Genomic DNA, 16660 nt, shown 5'->3' with positions numbered 1-16660 from the left:
GCGAACCTGTTGAAGTGCGCTCCAAGCAAGCACCACGCGACTTCTACCAGGCGAAGGCCTCCGGCGACGGGCCCGGTCCCGGGAAGATCTCGTCGAGCCCGGTCAGCACCTCCTCGCTCAGCTCCAGCTCCACCGCCCGCAGAGCCGATTCGAGCTGCTCGGCCGTGCGCGGGCCGACGATCGGGCCGGTCACGCCGGGCCGCGTGAGCAGCCACGCCAACGCCACTTCCCCCGGCTCCAGTTCGTGCTTGGCGAGCAGGTCCTCGTACGCCTGCACCTGCGCCCGTACCGCCGGATCGGCGAGCCCGGCGGCGGACCGGCCGCCCTTCGTACGCGACCCGTCACCCGCCCGCTCCTTGCGCAGGGCACCGCCGAGCAGGCCCTGGTGGAGCGGGGACCAGGGGATGATCCCGACGCCGTACTCCTGGGCGGCGGGGATGACCTCCATCTCGGCGCGGCGCTCGGCGAGGTTGTAGAGGCACTGCTCACTGACCAGGCCCAACCGGCCGGTCCTGGCAGCCACTTCATTGGCCTGGGCGATCTTGTAGCCGGGGAAGTTGGAGGTGCCCACGTACAACACCTTGCCCTGCTGTACGAGGACGTCCATCGCCTGCCAGATCTCCTCGAAGGGAGTGGCGCGATCCACGTGGTGGAACTGGTAGATGTCGATGTAGTCCGTACCGAGCCGCTTCAGGCTGGCCTCCACCGCCCGGCGGATGTTGAGCGCGGAGAGCCGGTCGTGGTTGGGCCAGGAGGTGACGTTCCAGGGGGTGCCGTCCTGGGTCATGTTCCCGTAGCCCTTGGTCGCGAGGACCGTCTTGTCGCGGCGCCCGCCGCCCTGCGCGAACCAGGACCCGACGATCTCCTCGGTGAGGCCCTTGTGTTCGGCCTTGCCGTAGATGTTCGCGGTGTCGAAGAAGTTGATACCGGCGTCGTGGGCGGTGTCCATGAGCGCGTGGCTGTCGGCCTGGCTCGTGAGCCCGCCGAAGTTCATGGTGCCGAGGACGAGGCGGCTGACCTTGAGACCGGTGCGTCCGAGCTGCGTGTACTCCATGGGGCACCAGCGAACCTGTTGAAGTGCGCTCGAAGCAAGCGCCGTTCAACGGCGTTCAGTCGCGGGGGAACTCGTCGGTGGTGAGGGTGAGGTCCACCACGGTTCCCTTGAGGTTGATCTCGGCCCCGAACGCGATGGTGAGATCGCTGATGTAGTCGCCGTCCTTGGGCTGGGTGTAGACGTGGCAACGGCCGAGGTAAGGGTCGACCACGAGGTAGACGGGGACGCCGGCGGTCGCGTAAGCGGTCTTCTTCGGGCCGTAGTCATTGGCGGCCGTGTCCTTGGAGATGACTTCAGCGACGAACTCGACGTCCTGGTGAGGCCAGTGCCCCTTGGCGTTCTGCTGCGCGCCGTCGCGCAGCTTCGCCACGTCCGGGCACAATCCGTTGAGCCGCCCCGGAAAGTCGATGCGCTCGTCCGAGGCCACCGGCACATCCATGCCGAACCGGTCCTCCAGTGCCCGGACGATCCTGCGGATGATCTGCCAGTGCACGTGTCGTTGCGGCGACATATGGATGGCCCCATCGACGATCTCCACCCTGTAACCCTCGGGGACGGGCATCTTCGCGAGCCGCTCGAACAGGCTGTCCAAGGTGCTCGTGTCGTCGCTCTCGGCCATCTCGATCCTGTCGGTGTTTACGACGGTCATCGTGGCGCTCCTCCCCGGCTGTCGCTCCCCGGCAGCCAGCCACCCGGTACAACGATACGCACGGCACCAAGGACACGGGCTGTCGAACCCAAGTGCGTACGCGGTCAGGACCCCGCGAACCAGCTCGACGCGTCGAGGCGGAACGCCTCCGGCGGGACGACCGTGCGCAGGGCCGTCTCCATGTCGCGTACGGGACCGGCGCCCAGCGTACGGACCCAGTCGGCGCGCAGTTCGTCGAACACGGCCGCCGACCGGGCCAGCGCGTCGAGGCCGCGCGGGGTGATGCGGACGACCTTGCGGCGGGCGTCGGCGGGGTCGTCGGCGCGTTCGGCGTAGCCCAGGGCCTCCAGGCGGTCGACGGTCTTGCCGGCGGCCTGCTTGGAGACACCGAGCCGCCGCCCGATCTCGCTCGCGGTCGCCCCGCCGGGCCCGACGGCCTGGAGCGCGAAGCCGTGAGCGGGCCGGAGGTCGGGGTGTCCCTGGCGGGCCAGCTCGGCATGGAGGCGGTCGATGAGGGAGCGGAACCCGCCGAGAAGGAGCAGGGGGAGCTCGTACCCGGGAGTGGGCGCGCCCTCGCTTTCCCCATTGCGAGAACCGACAACCTGGTTTACCTTCTCATCGTCAACCACGTTGTCCATCTTACGGGGAGCAGGAACGCAGTGACGTTCGTCGAGCACACCTTGGAGTCCGCGCCGGCCGAGTCGCGCCGCGCGATGGAGGGGACGATCAAGAGCCTGGGGCGCCTCTCCCCGGCCGTGGCCCGGCTGGCCGCCTCGCCGCACACACTGGAGGGCTTCCTCAGGATGAGCGCCCTCTTCGAGCGGACGACGCTCGACCCGGTCGCCCGCGAGGTCGTGATCATGACGGTCGCCACCCGCAACGCGTGCGACCTGTGCGTGAACATGCACACGGGCAAGCTGCGCGGGCTCGGCGCGCCGGAGGAGCTGATGGCCGAGCTGCGCGAAGGGAAGCCGCTGACGGACGAACGCCTCGACGCGGTACGGGAGTTCACGCTCGCCGTGTACGCGACGGCGGGCGCGGTCCCCGACGGCACCCTGACCGCGTTCCTGTCCCACGGCCACACCCACCAGAACGCCCTGGAGGTCGTCCTGGGCATCGGCGCGTACACGGTGTCGACGTTCGCCAACCGCCTGACGGGGGCGTCGCACTGACGGCCTCGACCTCCCGCAGCGAACAGCGGGGCGTCCCTGAGCCGGGCCTTCGCCCTCTCAGCCCCGCGCCGCCGCCACCGCCACCACGACGAACATCAGCACGAGCACACCGGCCATGATCCGGTTCCTGGTCTTCGGGTTCACGCGTACGAGCGTAACGAACCCCCTCGGAGCCCCGCTCGGCCGCCCCGGCGCGCCCCCGTACGCGGGCGATGACTCAGTGTTACTTTCCGGAGGGTGGATCACGTACGGCATCGGCGGTACCGCATCGTTCCGGCCACCCTCTTCGTGGTGGGCCTGCTGCTCACGGGCTGCTCGTCGGGCTCGGACGAGTCCCCCAGCCCGCCGGGCGACACCTCGCAGACCGAGGAGCCCACCGCGCCGCCGCCCCCGGAGCCGACCAAGCCGACCGAGGGCACGAGCGGTCAGCAGGACAACGGCGGCACGGACGGCAGCAGTGGCGGCAGCGGCGGCTTCAACACGGCCGGGCGGATCTCCACCAACTTCCAGGGGGTCTGGCCCGAGGGCACCGTGGAGCTGTCGAACCCCACCGACGAGACGTACACCGGCACCGCGACGATCTACGACTGCAGCCCCACGAACCGCTGGACCAACACACTGCCCGCCAAGTCCGTCACCCTTGCGCCGCACGGCGACTCCGACACGGTCTCCTTCTCGTTCAAGGCCGAGGACACCACCCAACCCACCGCCACCCACGTCGTGTGCCTCAGCCTGACCGGCAGTCCCAGCCCTGCGAGCAGCTCGTTCCCGGACCAGAACTTCACATCGCCCGACGAGAACGACGAGCCCGAGCCCCCCGCGTCCCCGTCCGGCGTCATCCCCGCCCCCGACAGCTCCTGAGCGCGAGGCAGCACATGGAGGAGCAGCCCACCCCGACCCGGCCCCCGTGGGGCGCCTGGCTCAAGGCCGTCGCCGGGTTCGTCGCGCCCACGACCCTGCTCACCGGGCTCCTCCTCTTCTTCGGCTTCGCCTACACCGACTCCTTGTACGAGTACTTCGGCATCGACCCCGCCACCCTCGGCCTCTCCACCCAGGACTATCTGCTGCGCAGTGCGGGGGCCCTGTACATGCCCGTGGGCGTGATGCTCGCCGCCGGGCTCGTGGGGGCGCTCGGATTCGCCTGGGTCTCCTCCCTCGGCGACTCCCGGCCGGGGCCCGTGCGCCGCATGGGGCAGGTGTCCGTGGTGCTGATCGCCTGCGGCGCCGCGCTCTTCGTCCTCGGGATGCTCGGCGGGTTCCAGGTCTGGCTCGCCGGACCGCTCGACACCCCACTGCTCCTCGTCGGCGGCCTGCTGCTCGTGGTGTACGGGCGCGCGCTGCACCTCAAGACCACCGGGCACTCCTTCCCCGGCGAGCTGAAGGCCCTCGCCATCGTGGCGGCGCTGATCGCCCTGAGCTCGTTCTGGGCCGTACAGGCCTATGCCCAGACCCACGGCTACGACGACGGGCGGTACCTCGCCCGCCATCTGCGGCTCAGGCCCGCGGTGGTCGTCGACACGCCCGAGCGGCTGTACTTCGGGGCCGCGCGGGTACAGGAGACCTCGCTGCCCGAGGCCGGCCCCACCCAGAAGTACAGATACCGCTACCGCGGCCTGCGCCTCCTCGCCCAGTCCGGCAACCGGATGTTCCTCATCCCGGACGGCTGGACCCGTACGCGCGGGGCCGTGATCATGATCCCGGCGGACGGGAGCGTCCGCGTCGCCTTCCGCCCCGGCTGAGGCACGTCACGCCCCCAACCCCCACCGCCCCACCACCTCGTACCGAGGCGTCTCCCCCGCCACCCCGCCCACCGGCAACCGGCTGCGGACCAGCACCACCTCCTCCGCCTGCCACGCCGTGCCCTCGAAGGACGCCAGCGCGTCGACGTACGGGTGCAGGTCCGCGCCCGCGCGGCTGCGGGCCAGCGTGAGGTGGGGGTGGTAGCGGCGGTGCTCCTCCATCGCCACGCCCGCGCGGCGGGCCGCCGCGTCCGCGCGCTCGGCCAGCAGCCGCAGCGCGTCGATCGCGCCCGCGACGCCCGCCCACAGCACCTTGTCCCCGAACCGGCCGCCCCCGTGGAGGCGGAGCTCGAAGGGCGGGGTGCGGTGGGCGGCCCGGGCCAGGCGCGCGTGCAGGTCCGGCAGCAGCCCCTCGTCCACCTCACCCAGGAACGCCAGCGTGAGGTGCCAGTCGTCGCGGCCCGCCCAGCGCAGCCGGTCCGCGCCGGGCAGGGCGTGCAACTCGTCCACCGCCACGCCGAGTTCGGCCAGCCGGGGCGGCGGGGGCAGCACGGCCACGAAGAGTCTCATGCTCATGGGATCAGTTTCGCCCCATGCCCCCGCCATCCCGATCCCGGACTCACGCCGCCGTGGCCAGTTGCTCCCTCGGGACGAACTCCACGTGCCTACGGCCGCGCCGCAGGTCCACCTTGAGCTTCAGGTTCGCCGCCCGCGCCAGCATCAGGCCGACGCCGACCGCCGCGAGCGCGCAGATCAGACCGCCCAGGGCGAGGCTGACCCGTACGCCGTACTCGTCCGTGAGCCAGCCGAAGAGCGGGCCGCCCAGCGGGGTGCCGCCGGTGAAGACCATCATGAACAGGCTCATCACCCGGCCGCGCATCTCCGGGTCGGTGGCCATCTGGACGGAGGCGTTGGCGGTGACGTTCACCGTGAGGCCGAGGACGCCGATCGGGAGCAGCAGGGCGATGAAAAGCGCCATGTCGGGCGCCATCGACGCCGCGATCTCCACGACCGCGAACAGGCCCGCCGCCCCCGCCAGCATGCGCAGCCGCGTGGTGCCCCGGCGGGCCGCGAGCAGCGCGCCGATCAGGGAGCCGATCGCCATCAGGCTGTTGAACAGGCCGTACATCCCGGAGCCGCCGTGGAAGACGTCGTGGGCGAAGGCGCTCAGCCAGATCGGGAAGTTGAAGCCGAAGGTGCCGACGAAGCCGACCAGGACGATCGGCCAGATCAGCTCCGGGCGCTTGGAGACGTAGTCCAGGCCCTCGCGGAGCTGGCCCTTGCCGCGCGGTGCGAGCTTGGTGGGCCGCAGTTCGGCGGTACGCATCAGGGCGAGGCCCGCCAGCGGGGCGAGGAAGGAGAGGCCGTTGGCGAGGAACGCCCAGCCGGGGCCCACCGCCGCCATCACGCCGCCCGCGACCGCGGGACCGACGAGCCGCGCCGACTGGAAGTTGGCCGAGTTGAGGCTGACCGCGTTGCGGACCTGGTCGGGGCCGACCATCTCGGAGACGAAGGACTGCCGGGTCGGGTTGTCGACCACCGTGACCAGGCCGGTGAAGAACGCGGTCACATAGACGTGCCAGACCTGGACGTGTCCGGAGAGCGTCATGGCCGCCAGGAACAGACCGCCGAGGCCCATCGCGCTCTGGGTGACGAAGAGGATGCTCCGCTTGGCGAAGCGGTCGGCGATGACGCCGCCGTACAGCCCGAAGAGCAGCATCGGCAGGAACTGCATGGCGGTGGTGATGCCCACCGCCACCGAGGAGCCGGTGATCTGGAGGACCAGCCAGTCCTGGGTGATCCGCGCCATCCACGTACCGATGTTGGAGACGATGGCACCGGAGAAGAACAGCCGGTAGTTGCGGATCGCGAGGGAGGAGAACGTCCCTCGTCTGCTGCCGTCGTCGGCAGCGGTGTCGTGGGTGGATTTGTGTGCGGGGGCGGAGTCTGCTCCGGATCCCGTACTCAAAGGGTTCGCCTCCTAGCGTGCGCGGTCAGTTCACAGGTGTGCGAGCTTCTCCAGTACGGGTGCGGCGGCGCGCAGCTTCGCCCACTCGTCCTCGTCCAGGCCTTCCGCGAGGGAAGCCAGCCAGGCGTTGCGCTTGCGGCGGCTCTCTTCGAGCATCGCCTCGGCCTCTTCGGTCTGGCTGACCACCTTCTGGCGGCGGTCGTCGGGGTGCGGCTCCAGCCTGACCAGGCCCTTCGCCTCCAGCAGTGCGACGATGCGGGTCATCGACGGCGGCTGGACGTGCTCCTTGCGGGCCAGCTCACCGGGGGTGGCCGAGCCGCAGCGGAAGAGGGTGCCGAGCACCGACATCTCGGTGGGGCTCAGCGACTCGTCGACGCGCTGGTGCTTCAGGCGCCTGCTCAGGCGCATGACCGCCGAGCGGAGGGAGTTCACGGCGGCGACGTCGGCGTCGCTGTCGTGGGGCAGGTCAGACATGTTCGTTAGAATAACTCATTACTCTGGCTAAATACCAGCCCAGGTACCCCTCGGGTACCACCGGCGCGCCGCACCAGCGGTCGCGCACCACTACACACATCACCCGAATGAGTGAGAGCTATCGGAAAAGTGACGCACCGGGACGGCGCCTGCGGCGACCCTCGTCCCATGGGGACCAGCGTGCTCAGCCTGCGGATAGACGGTGAGCTGCTCGAACGGCTCCGGCAGCATGCCGCCAAACGCGGAATGAGCGTCCAGGACTATGTGGTCCGGACGCTCATTCGCGACGACTTCGACGAGCGGCTCCAGGCCGCGGCCGCCGAGACGGAGAAGTTCTATGGGGCGGCCTAGGGCCTGCAGCCTTACGTGAGACCCAGCGCCGGCATCAGGTAGTAGAAGCCGAACACCGCCGAGACGATGTACATCGCCACCGGCACCTCACGGCCGCGCCCGGCCACCAGGCGCAGCACCGTGAAGGTGAGGAAGCCCATGCCGATGCCGTTGGTGATGGAGTACGTGAACGGCATCATCACCATCGTCACGAACGCCGGGATCGCGATCGTCCAGTCGTCCCAGTCGATCTGCCGGATCGAGCCGGACAGGATCAGGAAGCCCACCGCGAGCAGCGCCGGGGTGGCGGCCTGGGACGGGACCATGGTGGCGAGCGGGGTCAGGAACAGCGCGACCGTGAACAGGCCGCCGGTGACCACGTTCGCGAAGCCGGTGCGCGCGCCCTCGCCGACGCCCGCCGTGGACTCCACGAAGCAGGTGGTGGCCGAGGAGGACGACGCGCCGCCCGCGGCGACCGCGATGCCGTCCACGAACAGCACCCGGTTCATGCCGGGCATGTTGCCCTCGGCGTCCGTCAGCTCGGCCTCGTCGCTGATGCCCATGATCGTGCCCATGGCGTCGAAGAAGCACGACAGCAGCACGGTGAAGACGAACAGGACGCCGGTCAGGACGCCGACCTTGTCGAAGCCGCCGAACAGGCTGACCTTGCCGATCAGCCCGAAGTCGGGGCTGGCGACCGGGTTGCCGGGCCAGGTCGGGGTGGTCAGGCCCCAGGACGGGACGGTCGCCACCGCGTTGATGATCATCGCGAGGCCGGTCATCACGACGATCGAGATGAGGATCGCGCCGGGCACCTTGCGGACGAGCAGCGCCAGCGTCAGCAGGACGCCGAGGACGAAGACCAGGACCGGCCAGCCGAGCAGATGGCCGTTGCCGCCGAGCTGGAGCGGGACGGTGGTGTGGGCGGCGTCCGGGATGCGGGAGACGAAGCCCGAGTCGACCAGGCCGATCAGCATGATGAACAGGCCGATGCCGATCGCGATGCCCTTGCGCAGACCCAGCGGCACGGCGTTCATCACGCGCTCGCGCAGCCCGGTGGCGACCAGGATCATCACCACGAAGCCCGCGAGGACGACCATGCCCATCGCGTCGGGCCAGCTCATCCGGGGCGCCAGCTGGAGGGCGACCACGGTGTTCACGCCGAGCCCGGCGGCGAGCGCGATCGGCACGTTGCCGATGACGCCCATCAGGAGCGTGGTGAAGGCGGCGGTCAGCACGGTGGCGGTGACCAGCTGGCCGCCGTCGAGCTGGTGTCCGTACATGTCCTTCGCGCTGCCCAGGATGATCGGGTTCAGCACGATGATGTAGGCCATCGCGAAGAAGGTGGCGAATCCGCCGCGGATCTCACGGGCGACCGTGGAGCCCCGCTCGGAGATCTTGAAGTAGCGGTCCAGTGCGTTGACCGGCGGCTTCGGGGCTGACGGTGTGGCGTCGACCTTGGCGGTGGCCGAGGGGGACATGCGGAACCTCAGTCGTGAGACGGGGCGGGGAGCAAGGAAATGCGAAAAGCGGCCTCAACCCGAACTTCTTTGGACGTTTCAACGAACAAAACGAGTCAGCCGTAAGCCGTTTCAGTATGAATACATAAGGCGAAGATCGCTATCTCCGCGCGTAGACACAAGGGGCGCCTGGGCTGAGAGAGTCCCGATGGAGCGCCCAACCCCTCCCCTTACACTGATCGCATGGCGAAGTGGACACCCAAGCACGAGGCGCCGGAGCCCCTGGAAGGGCCCGTCGTCGCCACCATCACCGGCGGCACGATCCTCTGGTTCGTCCTCTTCCTCGTCCAGCTGCCGTTCTACGGCTGGTTCGACGACCACGGACACCTGTGGTGGGTGTGGACCTGCCTGGCCGGCGGCGGTCTGGGCCTGATCGGCATCTGGTACGTACGGGGGCGCGACGCGGCCCTAAAGCGGCACGCGGCGGAGCAGGCGGAGGCGGAGAGCCGGTAGGAGCAGCCCCTCCGAGTCGTACCGCCAGAGGACCATTCGTCTCCTCCCTGGGTCTGATGTTCGACCTTCCCGGCAGGTGAAGCGGGAATTCCCCCCGTACCGTCGAAAACATGACGCAGCGCGCCAATATCGACGCCGGGGCGGAACTCGACCCCGTCCACCCCGTGCCGCCGCCCGTGGCGTCCGGCCGGGCCACCGGCCTGACCACCGCCGAAGTCGCCGAACGCGTCGCCCGGGGCGAGGTCAACGACGTACCGGTGCGCAGCAGCCGCTCCACCGCCGAGATCGTCCGCGCCAACGTCTTCACCCGCTTCAACGCGATCATCGGCATCCTCTGGCTGATCATGCTCTTCGTGGCGCCGCTCCAGGACAGCCTCTTCGGCTTCGTGATCATCGCGAACACGGGCATCGGCATCATCCAGGAGCTGCGCGCCAAGAAGACCCTGGACGGGCTCGCGGTCATCGGCGAGGCCAAGCCGACGGTCCGGCGCGACGGGGTCGCCGCCGAGATCTCCACGTCCGAGATCGTCCTCGGCGACCTGGTGGAGCTCGGCCCCGGCGACAAGGTGGTGGTCGACGGCGAGGTGGTCGAGACCGACGGCCTGGAGGTCGACGAGTCGCTGCTCACCGGTGAGGCCGACCCCGTACTGAAGAAGCCCGGCGACCGGATGATGTCCGGGTCGTTCGTGGTCGCGGGCGGCGGCGCGTTCACCGCGACCAAGGTCGGGCGCGAGGCGTACGCGGCGCAGCTCGCGGAGGAGGCCAGCCGCTTCACGCTGGTCCACTCCGAGCTGCGCTCGGGCATCTCGATGATCCTCAAGTACGTGACGTGGCTGATGGTCCCGACCTCCATAGGCCTGGTCATCAGCCAGCTCGTGGTCAAGGACGACAACTTCAAGCAGTCCGTGGCGTACACGGTGGGCGGCATCGTCCCGATGATCCCCGAGGGTCTCGTCCTGCTCACTTCGGTGGCCTTCGCGATCGGGGTGATCCGGCTCGGCCGCAAGCAGTGCCTGGTGCAGGAGCTCCCGGCGATCGAGGGCCTCGCGCGCGTGGACGTGGTGTGCCTCGACAAGACGGGCACGCTCACCGAGGGCGGCATGGACGTCACGGAGCTGCGGCCGCTGGGGGGCGCGGACGAGGCGTACGTACGCAAGGTGCTCGGCGCCCTCGGCGAGTCCGACCCGCGTCCGAACGCGTCGCTCCAGGCGATCATCGACGCGTATCCGGACAGCGAGGAGTGGCGGTGCAGGGAGTCGCTGCCGTTCTCGTCGGCGCGCAAGTACAGCGGGGCGGCGTTCAGCGAGGGGGACGGGGAGAACTCGACGTGGCTGCTCGGCGCGCCGGACGTACTGCTGCCGCCGGGCGACCCGTCGCTCGCGGAGATCGACGGGCTGAACGAGCAGGGGCTGCGGGTCCTGCTGCTCGCCCGGGCCCGGCGCGAGCTGGACGACCCGCAGGTCGCGGCGGACGCGCGGGCGACGGCGCTGGTCGTCCTCGAACAGCGGCTGCGCCCCGACGCGGGTGACACCCTGCGCTACTTCGAGGAGCAGAACGTCCACGCGAAGGTCATCTCCGGTGACAACGCGGTGTCGGTGGGCGCGGTGGCGGGGAAGCTGGGCCTGCCGGGCGCGGAGAACACGGTGGACGCGCGGAAGTTGCCGGTCGACCAGGCGGAGATGGCGACGGTCCTGGACTCCAACGCCGTCTTCGGCCGCGTGACTCCCCAGCAGAAGCGGGACATGGTGGCGGCGCTGCAGTCGCGCGGGCACACGGTGGCGATGACGGGGGACGGCGTCAACGACGTCCTGGCGCTGAAGGACGCGGACATCGGCGTCTCGATGGGGTCGGGCTCGGAGGCGACGCGGGCGGTCGCGCAGATCGTCCTCCTCAACAACAGCTTCGCGACGCTGCCGTCGGTGGTGGCGGAGGGGCGCCGGGTGATCGGCAACATCACGCGGGTGGCGACGCTGTTCCTGGTCAAAACGGTCTACTCGGTGCTGCTCGCCCTGCTGGTCGTCTGCACCCAGGTGGAATACCTGTTCCTGCCGCGCCACTTGACGCTGCTGTCCACGCTGACGATCGGCATCCCGGCGTTCTTCCTGGCCCTGGCGCCGAATACGGAACGGGCGAAGCCGCACTTCGTACGGCGGGTGATGCGGTACGCCGTGCCCGGCGGGGTGATCGCGGCGGTGACGACGTTCGCGACGTACTTGCTGGCACGGCACTACTACGTCGGGGACGGGGCGCGGGAGGCGGAGACCAGCGCGGCGACGCTGACGCTGTTCCTGGTCTCGATGTGGGTCCTGGCGATCATCGCCCGCCCGTACACGTGGTGGCGGATCTGCCTGGTCCTGTCGATGGCCGCGGCCTTCTTGCTGGTCCTGGCGGTCCCGTGGCTCCAGACCTTCTTCGCCCTGAAGCTGGTGGGGACGACGTTGCCGTGGGCCGCGGTGGGGATCGCGGTGGTGGGGGCGGGGTTGCTGGAGGTCGCGTGGAGGTGGGTGGACCGGAGGTTCCCGGCGTAGCCGCGCCACGTTTTGGCCCGGGGTTCGTCTGCGGGCCGTCTGTGGCTGGTCGCGCAGTTCCCCGCGCCCCTTAAATGCGCCCTTTCGGGGCGCCCACTAGGGGCGCGGGGAACTGCGCGAGCAACCCAGCACGATCCGCAGACGAACGGGGTCCGGGGGCGCAGCCCTCGGGAGAGCCGTCCTCAGCCCCCACCCACCCCCGGAGGGTTTCGGGAAGGGGCGGGGTGGGGGCTCACCCCCTAGTCGAACCAGCGCGCTCGGGACAGTTCCGGCGTCCGCGACGGGTCCTCCAGCAGCGCCGCCACCTCGAAGCGCCGCGGCCACTGCCCCGCCGCCCAGGCGAGGGCCGCCGCGACCCCCTCCAGGGTCGCCGCGTGGACCTTGCCGTCGGGAGCCCGGCGCCAGTCGAGTTCGACCCCGCCCGCCAGCAGCTCCTCGTGCTCGACGTACGTCGAAGGGGTAGCCGGGCCCAGCAGGACCCGCACCGCCTCCGGGACCTCGTGTTCCGTCCCGACCGACGTCACCTCCGCCGTCACCGACTCGCCGAGACGGCGCACCTGTAGCAGGTCCGCCAGGTCGGCCGCCCGCGACGGGGCGACGGGCAGCAGCGGCACCCCGGACGTCAGCGGCAGCAGATCCGGCGCGTCCGCCACCACCGCGTCGCCCGCGTCCACCACCCGCACCGACCCGTCGAGCACCGCCCGCAGCTCGTCCGGCAGCGTCACCTGCTCGGGGTCGAGGTCGGCCAGCGCCGTGTAGAGGGCGTGGAGTTGGGCGTCCGAGACCGGGCGGTCGGGGTCCGCGAGGCGGGCCAGGAGCTCGGCCGCGCCGCCCGGCTCGTCGAGCAGCGCCGCCACCGATGTACGTACGCCGAGCGCCCGCAGCACCTGCTCGTCGTCGAACCCGGTCGCGTCGGCCGACTCGTACAGACCGGAAAGGAGCGGATCGGACCCGGCCGCCCGCAGGCCCGCCGGGCGGCGCCCGCCGAGGACGGGGTGGCCGCGCAGCCACCACGCCGTGTACGGGCGGACCGTCTCCGTCGTGCCGTCCGGCAGCAGGATCCGCACGGGCTGGGTCAGCGCGTCCCGCAGCGGCGGCTGGGCGAGCATCGCGAGGGCCTGCGGCCAGGCGTCGTCGTCGACGAGGTCCAGGTCCCGTACCGCCACGATCTCGGTGGCCACCGGCGGTACGGGGGTGTGCGGCAGTCGGTCGAGTACGTCCTCGCACCACACGTCGACCGCGTCGAGCAGCCCGGCGTCGTCGGGCTCGGCGAAGTCGCCGTCGCGGGGCTCCAGTTCGTCCGGGTCGAGGACCACGTCGGTGGCCCGGACCAGGGCGAAGTTCGCCAGGACGCCGCAGGCGGCCAGCGGCTGCTCGCCCCAGCGGCCCGCGAGCTCCGCGTCGACCTCGGCGAGCTCGCCGGAGCGGATGACGGAGGCGAACGGGCTGCCGGGCAGCACGAGTTCACCGGCGGGGGCGAGCTCGCCGTCCTCGTCGGGCAGGGCGAGCGCGCCGAGCCACGGCTCGTCGCCGGGCTCAAGGGCGGCGTCGCGCACCAACGCCAGTACGGTCTCGGCGAGTTCGTCGGCGTCGAGCGCGTCCTCGTCCCAGATCTCCCCGCCGTCGAGGGAGGCGGCGACGGCGGCCCGCACCTGAGGCGTCGTCAGGACGGCCCGGGGGGTGGCCGGGAGGGCTCCCAGCTTCTCCAGCAAGGGGTGCGTGGCGTCGGCGTGCGCGACCTTCAGGCCGAGTCGGCCGAGGTCGGCGGGGGTGTCGGACAGGGGCAGCAGGATCTGCCGGGGCCCGACCGCCGTACGCCCGTCCGCGAGCGGCACCGGCAGTCCGGAGAGCCGGTCGGGGTCGACGCCGGCCAGGGTGTCGTAGAGCCGGTACCACCACTCGGGCGCGCGCTCGGCGCCGCCGATGCGCTCGATGGCGTCGCCGAGCGGCAGCCGCCCGACGCCGAGCGTACGCAGCTCGGCGCGGCGTTCGAGCCCGGCGGGCAGCAGCGTGGGCAGCACTTCCGCCAGCACCCGTACGGTGTCGGCGCCCGCCCCCTCCACGACCTCCGCCTCGAACGGCCGCAGCGCGGGCAGCTCTTCGGACGGCACGGCCGGGGCGAGGAAGGCGACCCGGGGCAGCCGCTCCAGGATCGCCGCGCGCAGCGCCCCGTCCAGCTCGCCGCGCCCGAGCGGGCCGGGCACGAGGTCGACGGTGCCGGTCGACACGGGCTGCCAGTCGGCGAGCAGCCGGGCGTACGCGTCGGCGGCGCGCTCCACCAGGAAGTCGGTGAGCGGCCCCGGCGCGGGGTGGCGGCGGGCGGTGTCCAGCGGCAGCGACGCGATGAGCAGGGCGGGCACGCCGAGGGGCTCGTCGGTGGGGGTGGGGGCGTGCACGACGGGGGCGGTACGGGGCCGTTGGGGCGCCCCGTCCTCGTCCACCGGCACGGCCCAGGTGACCGACCAGTGCGGGCGCAGCCGCTCCTCGACGGGCCGGTCGGCGAGGAGTTCGGCGCCGAGGGCCCCGCTGTCGGCAGCGACCCGCCACCGGTTGAGCCCATCCCGGGTGTCGTCGATGTGGACGTACCCGTCGTGCTCGGAGCGGCGCAGCACGCGCGAGCCGTCGGGGGTTTCGACGATGACCTCGACGAGGCCGGGGAGGGTGAGGAGCAGCGCGTCGTCGACGGCGGCGAGGAGCCGCAGGACGAGATCCTCGGCGGGCTCGTCCCGCAGCGGCAGGACGACCACGGTGTCGTACCCGTCGGGTGCCGTGCCCTCGGCGGGCAGCGGGAGCCTCAGGAGGGGTACGTGGCCGTCGCGGCGGCGCAGTTCGTCGCCGAGGCCGGGGCTGAAGCGGGCGGCCTCGGCGGCCAGGTCGCGGGCCTCGGCCAGCGACCAGCGGACGCCGCCGGTGCGGCCGACGACGGCGGGTTCGTCGCTGACGGCGAGCACGGCGGCGAACCCGACGCCGAACCGCCCGACGGCGATTCCGGCGTCGCGCCGCTTGGCGGAGGCGCGGAGGGTGGAGAGGGATTCGACGCCGGTGGCGTCGAGGGGGGCGCCGGTGTTGGCGGCGGCGAGGACGGGCTGTTCGCCGGGGCCGCCGCCGGGGTGGAGGGTGAGCCGGAGCCGCCCTGCCACGCCCGCTCGTGCGGCGGCGTCGGCGGCGTTCTGAGCGAGCTCGACGACGAGCCGGTCTCTGTACCCGCCGAGGGCGAGGTCCTCCTCGGCGTTGGCGTCCTCGCGGAAGCGGGCCGGGGTGGCGGCCCAGGCGTCGATGACCCCGCGCCGGAGCCGGCCCGTCCCGAAGGGGTCGGCCCCTTCGACCGCCGTCGCCTTCACGATCACGCGCACTCCGTCCACTGCCATCGGGAAACCCTGCGGCCCGAAGGTACCGCGTCGAGGATTCCGGCGCCCGGCGCCCGGCCCCGCCGGGGCTCCGCCCCGGGCCCCCGATCCGTCTGCGGACCGTGCGTGGCTGGTCGCGCAGTTCCCCGCGCCCCTGACCACCTAGGGGCGCGGGGAACTGCGCGAGCAACCCAGCACGATCCGCAGACGAACGGGATCCGGGGGCGAAGCCCCGAAGCGGGGTGCAGGGGCCGCAGGCCCCGCAAGGGGGTCCGGGGGCGTAGCCCCCGGGAGAGCCACCTCCACCCCCACCCACCCCCGGAGGGTTTAGGGAAGGGGCGGGGTGGGGGCTCTCACCCCCGGCCTCACGAGTGGCCCAAGTCCTCCGAGCCCGCATCCCCCGCCGCCTCCACAGACCCACTGTCCGCAGCAGGCCGCAAGGCCAGGGCGTCCGCGCCCAGCGTGTCCAGGACCGGCGGCGACGGACGCGGCGGCTTCGGCATGACCGCCGCCTCCGAGTGCCCGCCGCAGCCGTACGAAAGGGACACGACACGCCCGTCCGCCGGACCGAATTCGTTCGCGCAGATGCCGAAGGCCTGGCGGAGGGACCCGGCGAGCGGGACCAGGAAGGCGCACGTCACGCACGACGCCGGGGCGGCCTGCGCCATCGGCGTCTTCGCGCCGAAGGACTCGTCCCACCGGTCCGCCGCCGCGTGCAGGCCGTACCGCGAGAGCACGCGGGCGCGGCGCATGCCGAGCTCCTCGGCCAGCGCCGCGATCGAGCCGCGCGAGGTGCCGGGCCGGGACACCAGCTCCGCGTCCTCCGCCTCGACCCGCTCGGCCATCTCCTCGGAGACGGCGGAGTTGGGCGGCGGGGCGTCCTCGCCGCTGTAGCCGGGCTCCAGGCGCAGGTCGTCCGCCTCGGTGGGCAGGAGGTCGCCCGGGCCCATGTCACCCGGCCGCAGGCGCTCGCTCCACGGCACCCATTCGGGCGCCATCAGCGCGTCAGGCCCGGGCAGCAGGACCGTCTCGTCGAGGGTGACCAGCTTCGCGCGGGAGGCCCGCGCGACGGTCACCGCCCAGCGCCAGCCCCGGTACCCCGGCTCCTTGCACTCGAAGAAGTGCGTGACGACCCGGTCGCCCTCGGCCACCGCCGATACGTGCTCTCCGACCACACCGGGGTGCGCGGCCTCCTCGGCCGCCTCCCGGGCGAGGTCGACCGCTTCGGCGCACAGGCGGTCGGGGGTACGGCTTCGCGTCGTCGCAGCACTCACAGGTCTCGCTTCTCTCCTACGCCGTCTCACGGGTGCGCCGGGGACCGCGTACGTACGAGTCGCGGACGGAGCGGACCAGGGGGCCGCGTCGACGTCCGCGCCCGGGCCGTGAGCTGATCAGGGGCGCGCCTTTCGCCATCCATTCTGCGGG

The 16660-nt window shown here is 71.7% G+C and carries 15 protein-coding genes; 6 read left to right on the top strand and 9 right to left on the bottom strand.

Annotated features, from left to right (window positions below):
- Positions 1 to 43: 43 nt before the first annotated feature.
- The 3 genes from QIY60_RS15245 to QIY60_RS15235 form a co-directional block, all read right to left on the bottom strand.
- Positions 44 to 1054, bottom strand: coding sequence for an aldo/keto reductase (locus QIY60_RS15245; RefSeq protein ID WP_283142930.1), 1011 nt, complete (start codon positions 1052 to 1054; stop codon positions 44 to 46).
- Between the two features lie 55 nt (positions 1055 to 1109).
- Positions 1110 to 1703 carry a Uma2 family endonuclease gene (locus tag QIY60_RS15240; protein ID WP_283142929.1) on the bottom strand — a complete coding sequence of 198 codons (594 nt, stop codon included), beginning with the start codon at positions 1701 to 1703 and terminating at the stop codon, positions 1110 to 1112.
- 104 nt (positions 1704 to 1807) lie between these two features.
- On the bottom strand, positions 1808 to 2341 hold the full coding sequence (locus tag QIY60_RS15235) for a MarR family winged helix-turn-helix transcriptional regulator (protein ID WP_283142928.1): 534 nt from the start codon (positions 2339 to 2341) through the stop codon (positions 1808 to 1810).
- Between the two features lie 75 nt (positions 2342 to 2416).
- Here QIY60_RS15235 and QIY60_RS15230 point away from each other — a divergent pair, with 75 nt between their 5' ends.
- From QIY60_RS15230 to QIY60_RS15220, 3 genes are all read left to right on the top strand, one after another.
- Positions 2417 to 2875, top strand: coding sequence for a carboxymuconolactone decarboxylase family protein (locus QIY60_RS15230; RefSeq protein ID WP_283145938.1), 459 nt, complete (start codon positions 2417 to 2419; stop codon positions 2873 to 2875).
- Positions 2876 to 3112: 237 nt separating this feature from the next.
- Entirely contained in the window at positions 3113 to 3736 is a 624-nt protein-coding gene (locus QIY60_RS15225) for a hypothetical protein (protein ID WP_283142927.1), read from the top strand.
- 14 nt (positions 3737 to 3750) lie between these two features.
- Positions 3751 to 4614 (top strand): hypothetical protein, encoded by an 864-nt coding sequence (locus QIY60_RS15220; protein ID WP_283142926.1) that lies wholly within the window; start codon positions 3751 to 3753, stop codon positions 4612 to 4614.
- 6 nt (positions 4615 to 4620) lie between these two features.
- Here the strand turns inward: QIY60_RS15220 and thpR are convergent, their stop codons facing one another.
- From thpR to QIY60_RS15205, 3 genes are read right to left on the bottom strand one after another with little or no spacing between them, the layout of a single operon-like run.
- Positions 4621 to 5184: an RNA 2',3'-cyclic phosphodiesterase gene (gene thpR / locus QIY60_RS15215; RefSeq protein ID WP_283145937.1), complete on the bottom strand. Its 564-nt coding sequence runs from the start codon at positions 5182 to 5184 to the stop codon at positions 4621 to 4623.
- 49 nt (positions 5185 to 5233) lie between these two features.
- Positions 5234 to 6583 (bottom strand): MFS transporter, encoded by a 1350-nt coding sequence (locus tag QIY60_RS15210; RefSeq protein ID WP_283142925.1) that lies wholly within the window; start codon positions 6581 to 6583, stop codon positions 5234 to 5236.
- A 30-nt stretch (positions 6584 to 6613) separates the two neighbouring features.
- Positions 6614 to 7057 (bottom strand): MarR family transcriptional regulator, encoded by a 444-nt coding sequence (locus tag QIY60_RS15205; protein ID WP_067162750.1) that lies wholly within the window; start codon positions 7055 to 7057, stop codon positions 6614 to 6616.
- Between the two features lie 168 nt (positions 7058 to 7225).
- On the opposite strand from QIY60_RS15205, the gene QIY60_RS15200 reads away from it, so the two are divergent.
- Positions 7226 to 7408, top strand: a complete 183-nt coding sequence (locus QIY60_RS15200; protein ID WP_101388865.1) for a ribbon-helix-helix protein, CopG family — start codon at positions 7226 to 7228, stop codon at positions 7406 to 7408.
- Between the two features lie 11 nt (positions 7409 to 7419).
- Here the strand turns inward: QIY60_RS15200 and QIY60_RS15195 are convergent, their stop codons facing one another.
- Positions 7420 to 8868: an NCS2 family permease gene (locus QIY60_RS15195; RefSeq protein ID WP_283142924.1), complete on the bottom strand. Its 1449-nt coding sequence runs from the start codon at positions 8866 to 8868 to the stop codon at positions 7420 to 7422.
- 222 nt (positions 8869 to 9090) lie between these two features.
- On the opposite strand from QIY60_RS15195, the gene QIY60_RS15190 reads away from it, so the two are divergent.
- Entirely contained in the window at positions 9091 to 9360 is a 270-nt protein-coding gene (locus QIY60_RS15190; RefSeq protein ID WP_190088093.1) for a DUF2530 domain-containing protein, read from the top strand.
- Positions 9361 to 9470: 110 nt separating this feature from the next.
- Positions 9471 to 11888, top strand: a complete 2418-nt coding sequence (locus QIY60_RS15185; RefSeq protein ID WP_283142923.1) for an HAD-IC family P-type ATPase — start codon at positions 9471 to 9473, stop codon at positions 11886 to 11888.
- 239 nt (positions 11889 to 12127) lie between these two features.
- Here QIY60_RS15185 and QIY60_RS15180 read toward each other — a convergent pair whose 3' ends face one another.
- Both QIY60_RS15180 and QIY60_RS15175 read right to left on the bottom strand, forming a co-directional pair.
- The gene (locus QIY60_RS15180) at positions 12128 to 15256 is read right to left on the bottom strand and encodes a molecular chaperone Hsp90 (protein ID WP_283142922.1); all 3129 of its coding nucleotides are present in this window, start codon (positions 15254 to 15256) and stop codon (positions 12128 to 12130) included.
- 344 nt (positions 15257 to 15600) lie between these two features.
- On the bottom strand, positions 15601 to 16509 hold the full coding sequence (locus tag QIY60_RS15175) for a DUF3027 domain-containing protein (protein ID WP_283142921.1): 909 nt from the start codon (positions 16507 to 16509) through the stop codon (positions 15601 to 15603).
- Positions 16510 to 16660 lie beyond the last annotated feature (151 nt).

This window comes from Streptomyces sp. BPTC-684, from assembly GCF_030028635.1.
Classification (GTDB): domain Bacteria; phylum Actinomycetota; class Actinomycetes; order Streptomycetales; family Streptomycetaceae; genus Streptomyces; species Streptomyces noboritoensis.
The sequence above is the reverse complement of the archived record's forward strand: the minus strand, read 5'-3'. Positions and strand labels throughout refer to the sequence as shown.

Bases quoted from the DNA above. Each gene is read 5' to 3' on its own strand.
- QIY60_RS15220 (WP_283142926.1), top strand. From the start codon at position 3,751: ATGGAGGAGCAGCCCACCCCGACCCGGCCCCCGTGGGGCGCCTGGCTC.
- QIY60_RS15195 (WP_283142924.1), bottom strand. From the start codon at position 8,868: ATGTCCCCCTCGGCCACCGCCAAGGTCGACGCCACACCGTCAGCCCCG.
- QIY60_RS15185 (WP_283142923.1), top strand. From the start codon at position 9,471: ATGACGCAGCGCGCCAATATCGACGCCGGGGCGGAACTCGACCCCGTC.
- QIY60_RS15200 (WP_101388865.1), top strand. From the start codon at position 7,226: ATGGGGACCAGCGTGCTCAGCCTGCGGATAGACGGTGAGCTGCTCGAA.
- QIY60_RS15235 (WP_283142928.1), bottom strand. From the start codon at position 2,341: ATGGACAACGTGGTTGACGATGAGAAGGTAAACCAGGTTGTCGGTTCT.
- thpR (WP_283145937.1), bottom strand. From the start codon at position 5,184: ATGAGACTCTTCGTGGCCGTGCTGCCCCCGCCGCCCCGGCTGGCCGAA.
- QIY60_RS15190 (WP_190088093.1), top strand. From the start codon at position 9,091: ATGGCGAAGTGGACACCCAAGCACGAGGCGCCGGAGCCCCTGGAAGGG.
- QIY60_RS15180 (WP_283142922.1), bottom strand. From the start codon at position 15,256: ATGGCAGTGGACGGAGTGCGCGTGATCGTGAAGGCGACGGCGGTCGAA.
- QIY60_RS15205 (WP_067162750.1), bottom strand. From the start codon at position 7,057: ATGTCTGACCTGCCCCACGACAGCGACGCCGACGTCGCCGCCGTGAAC.
- QIY60_RS15230 (WP_283145938.1), top strand. From the start codon at position 2,417: ATGGAGGGGACGATCAAGAGCCTGGGGCGCCTCTCCCCGGCCGTGGCC.
- QIY60_RS15240 (WP_283142929.1), bottom strand. From the start codon at position 1,703: ATGACCGTCGTAAACACCGACAGGATCGAGATGGCCGAGAGCGACGAC.
- QIY60_RS15245 (WP_283142930.1), bottom strand. From the start codon at position 1,054: ATGGAGTACACGCAGCTCGGACGCACCGGTCTCAAGGTCAGCCGCCTC.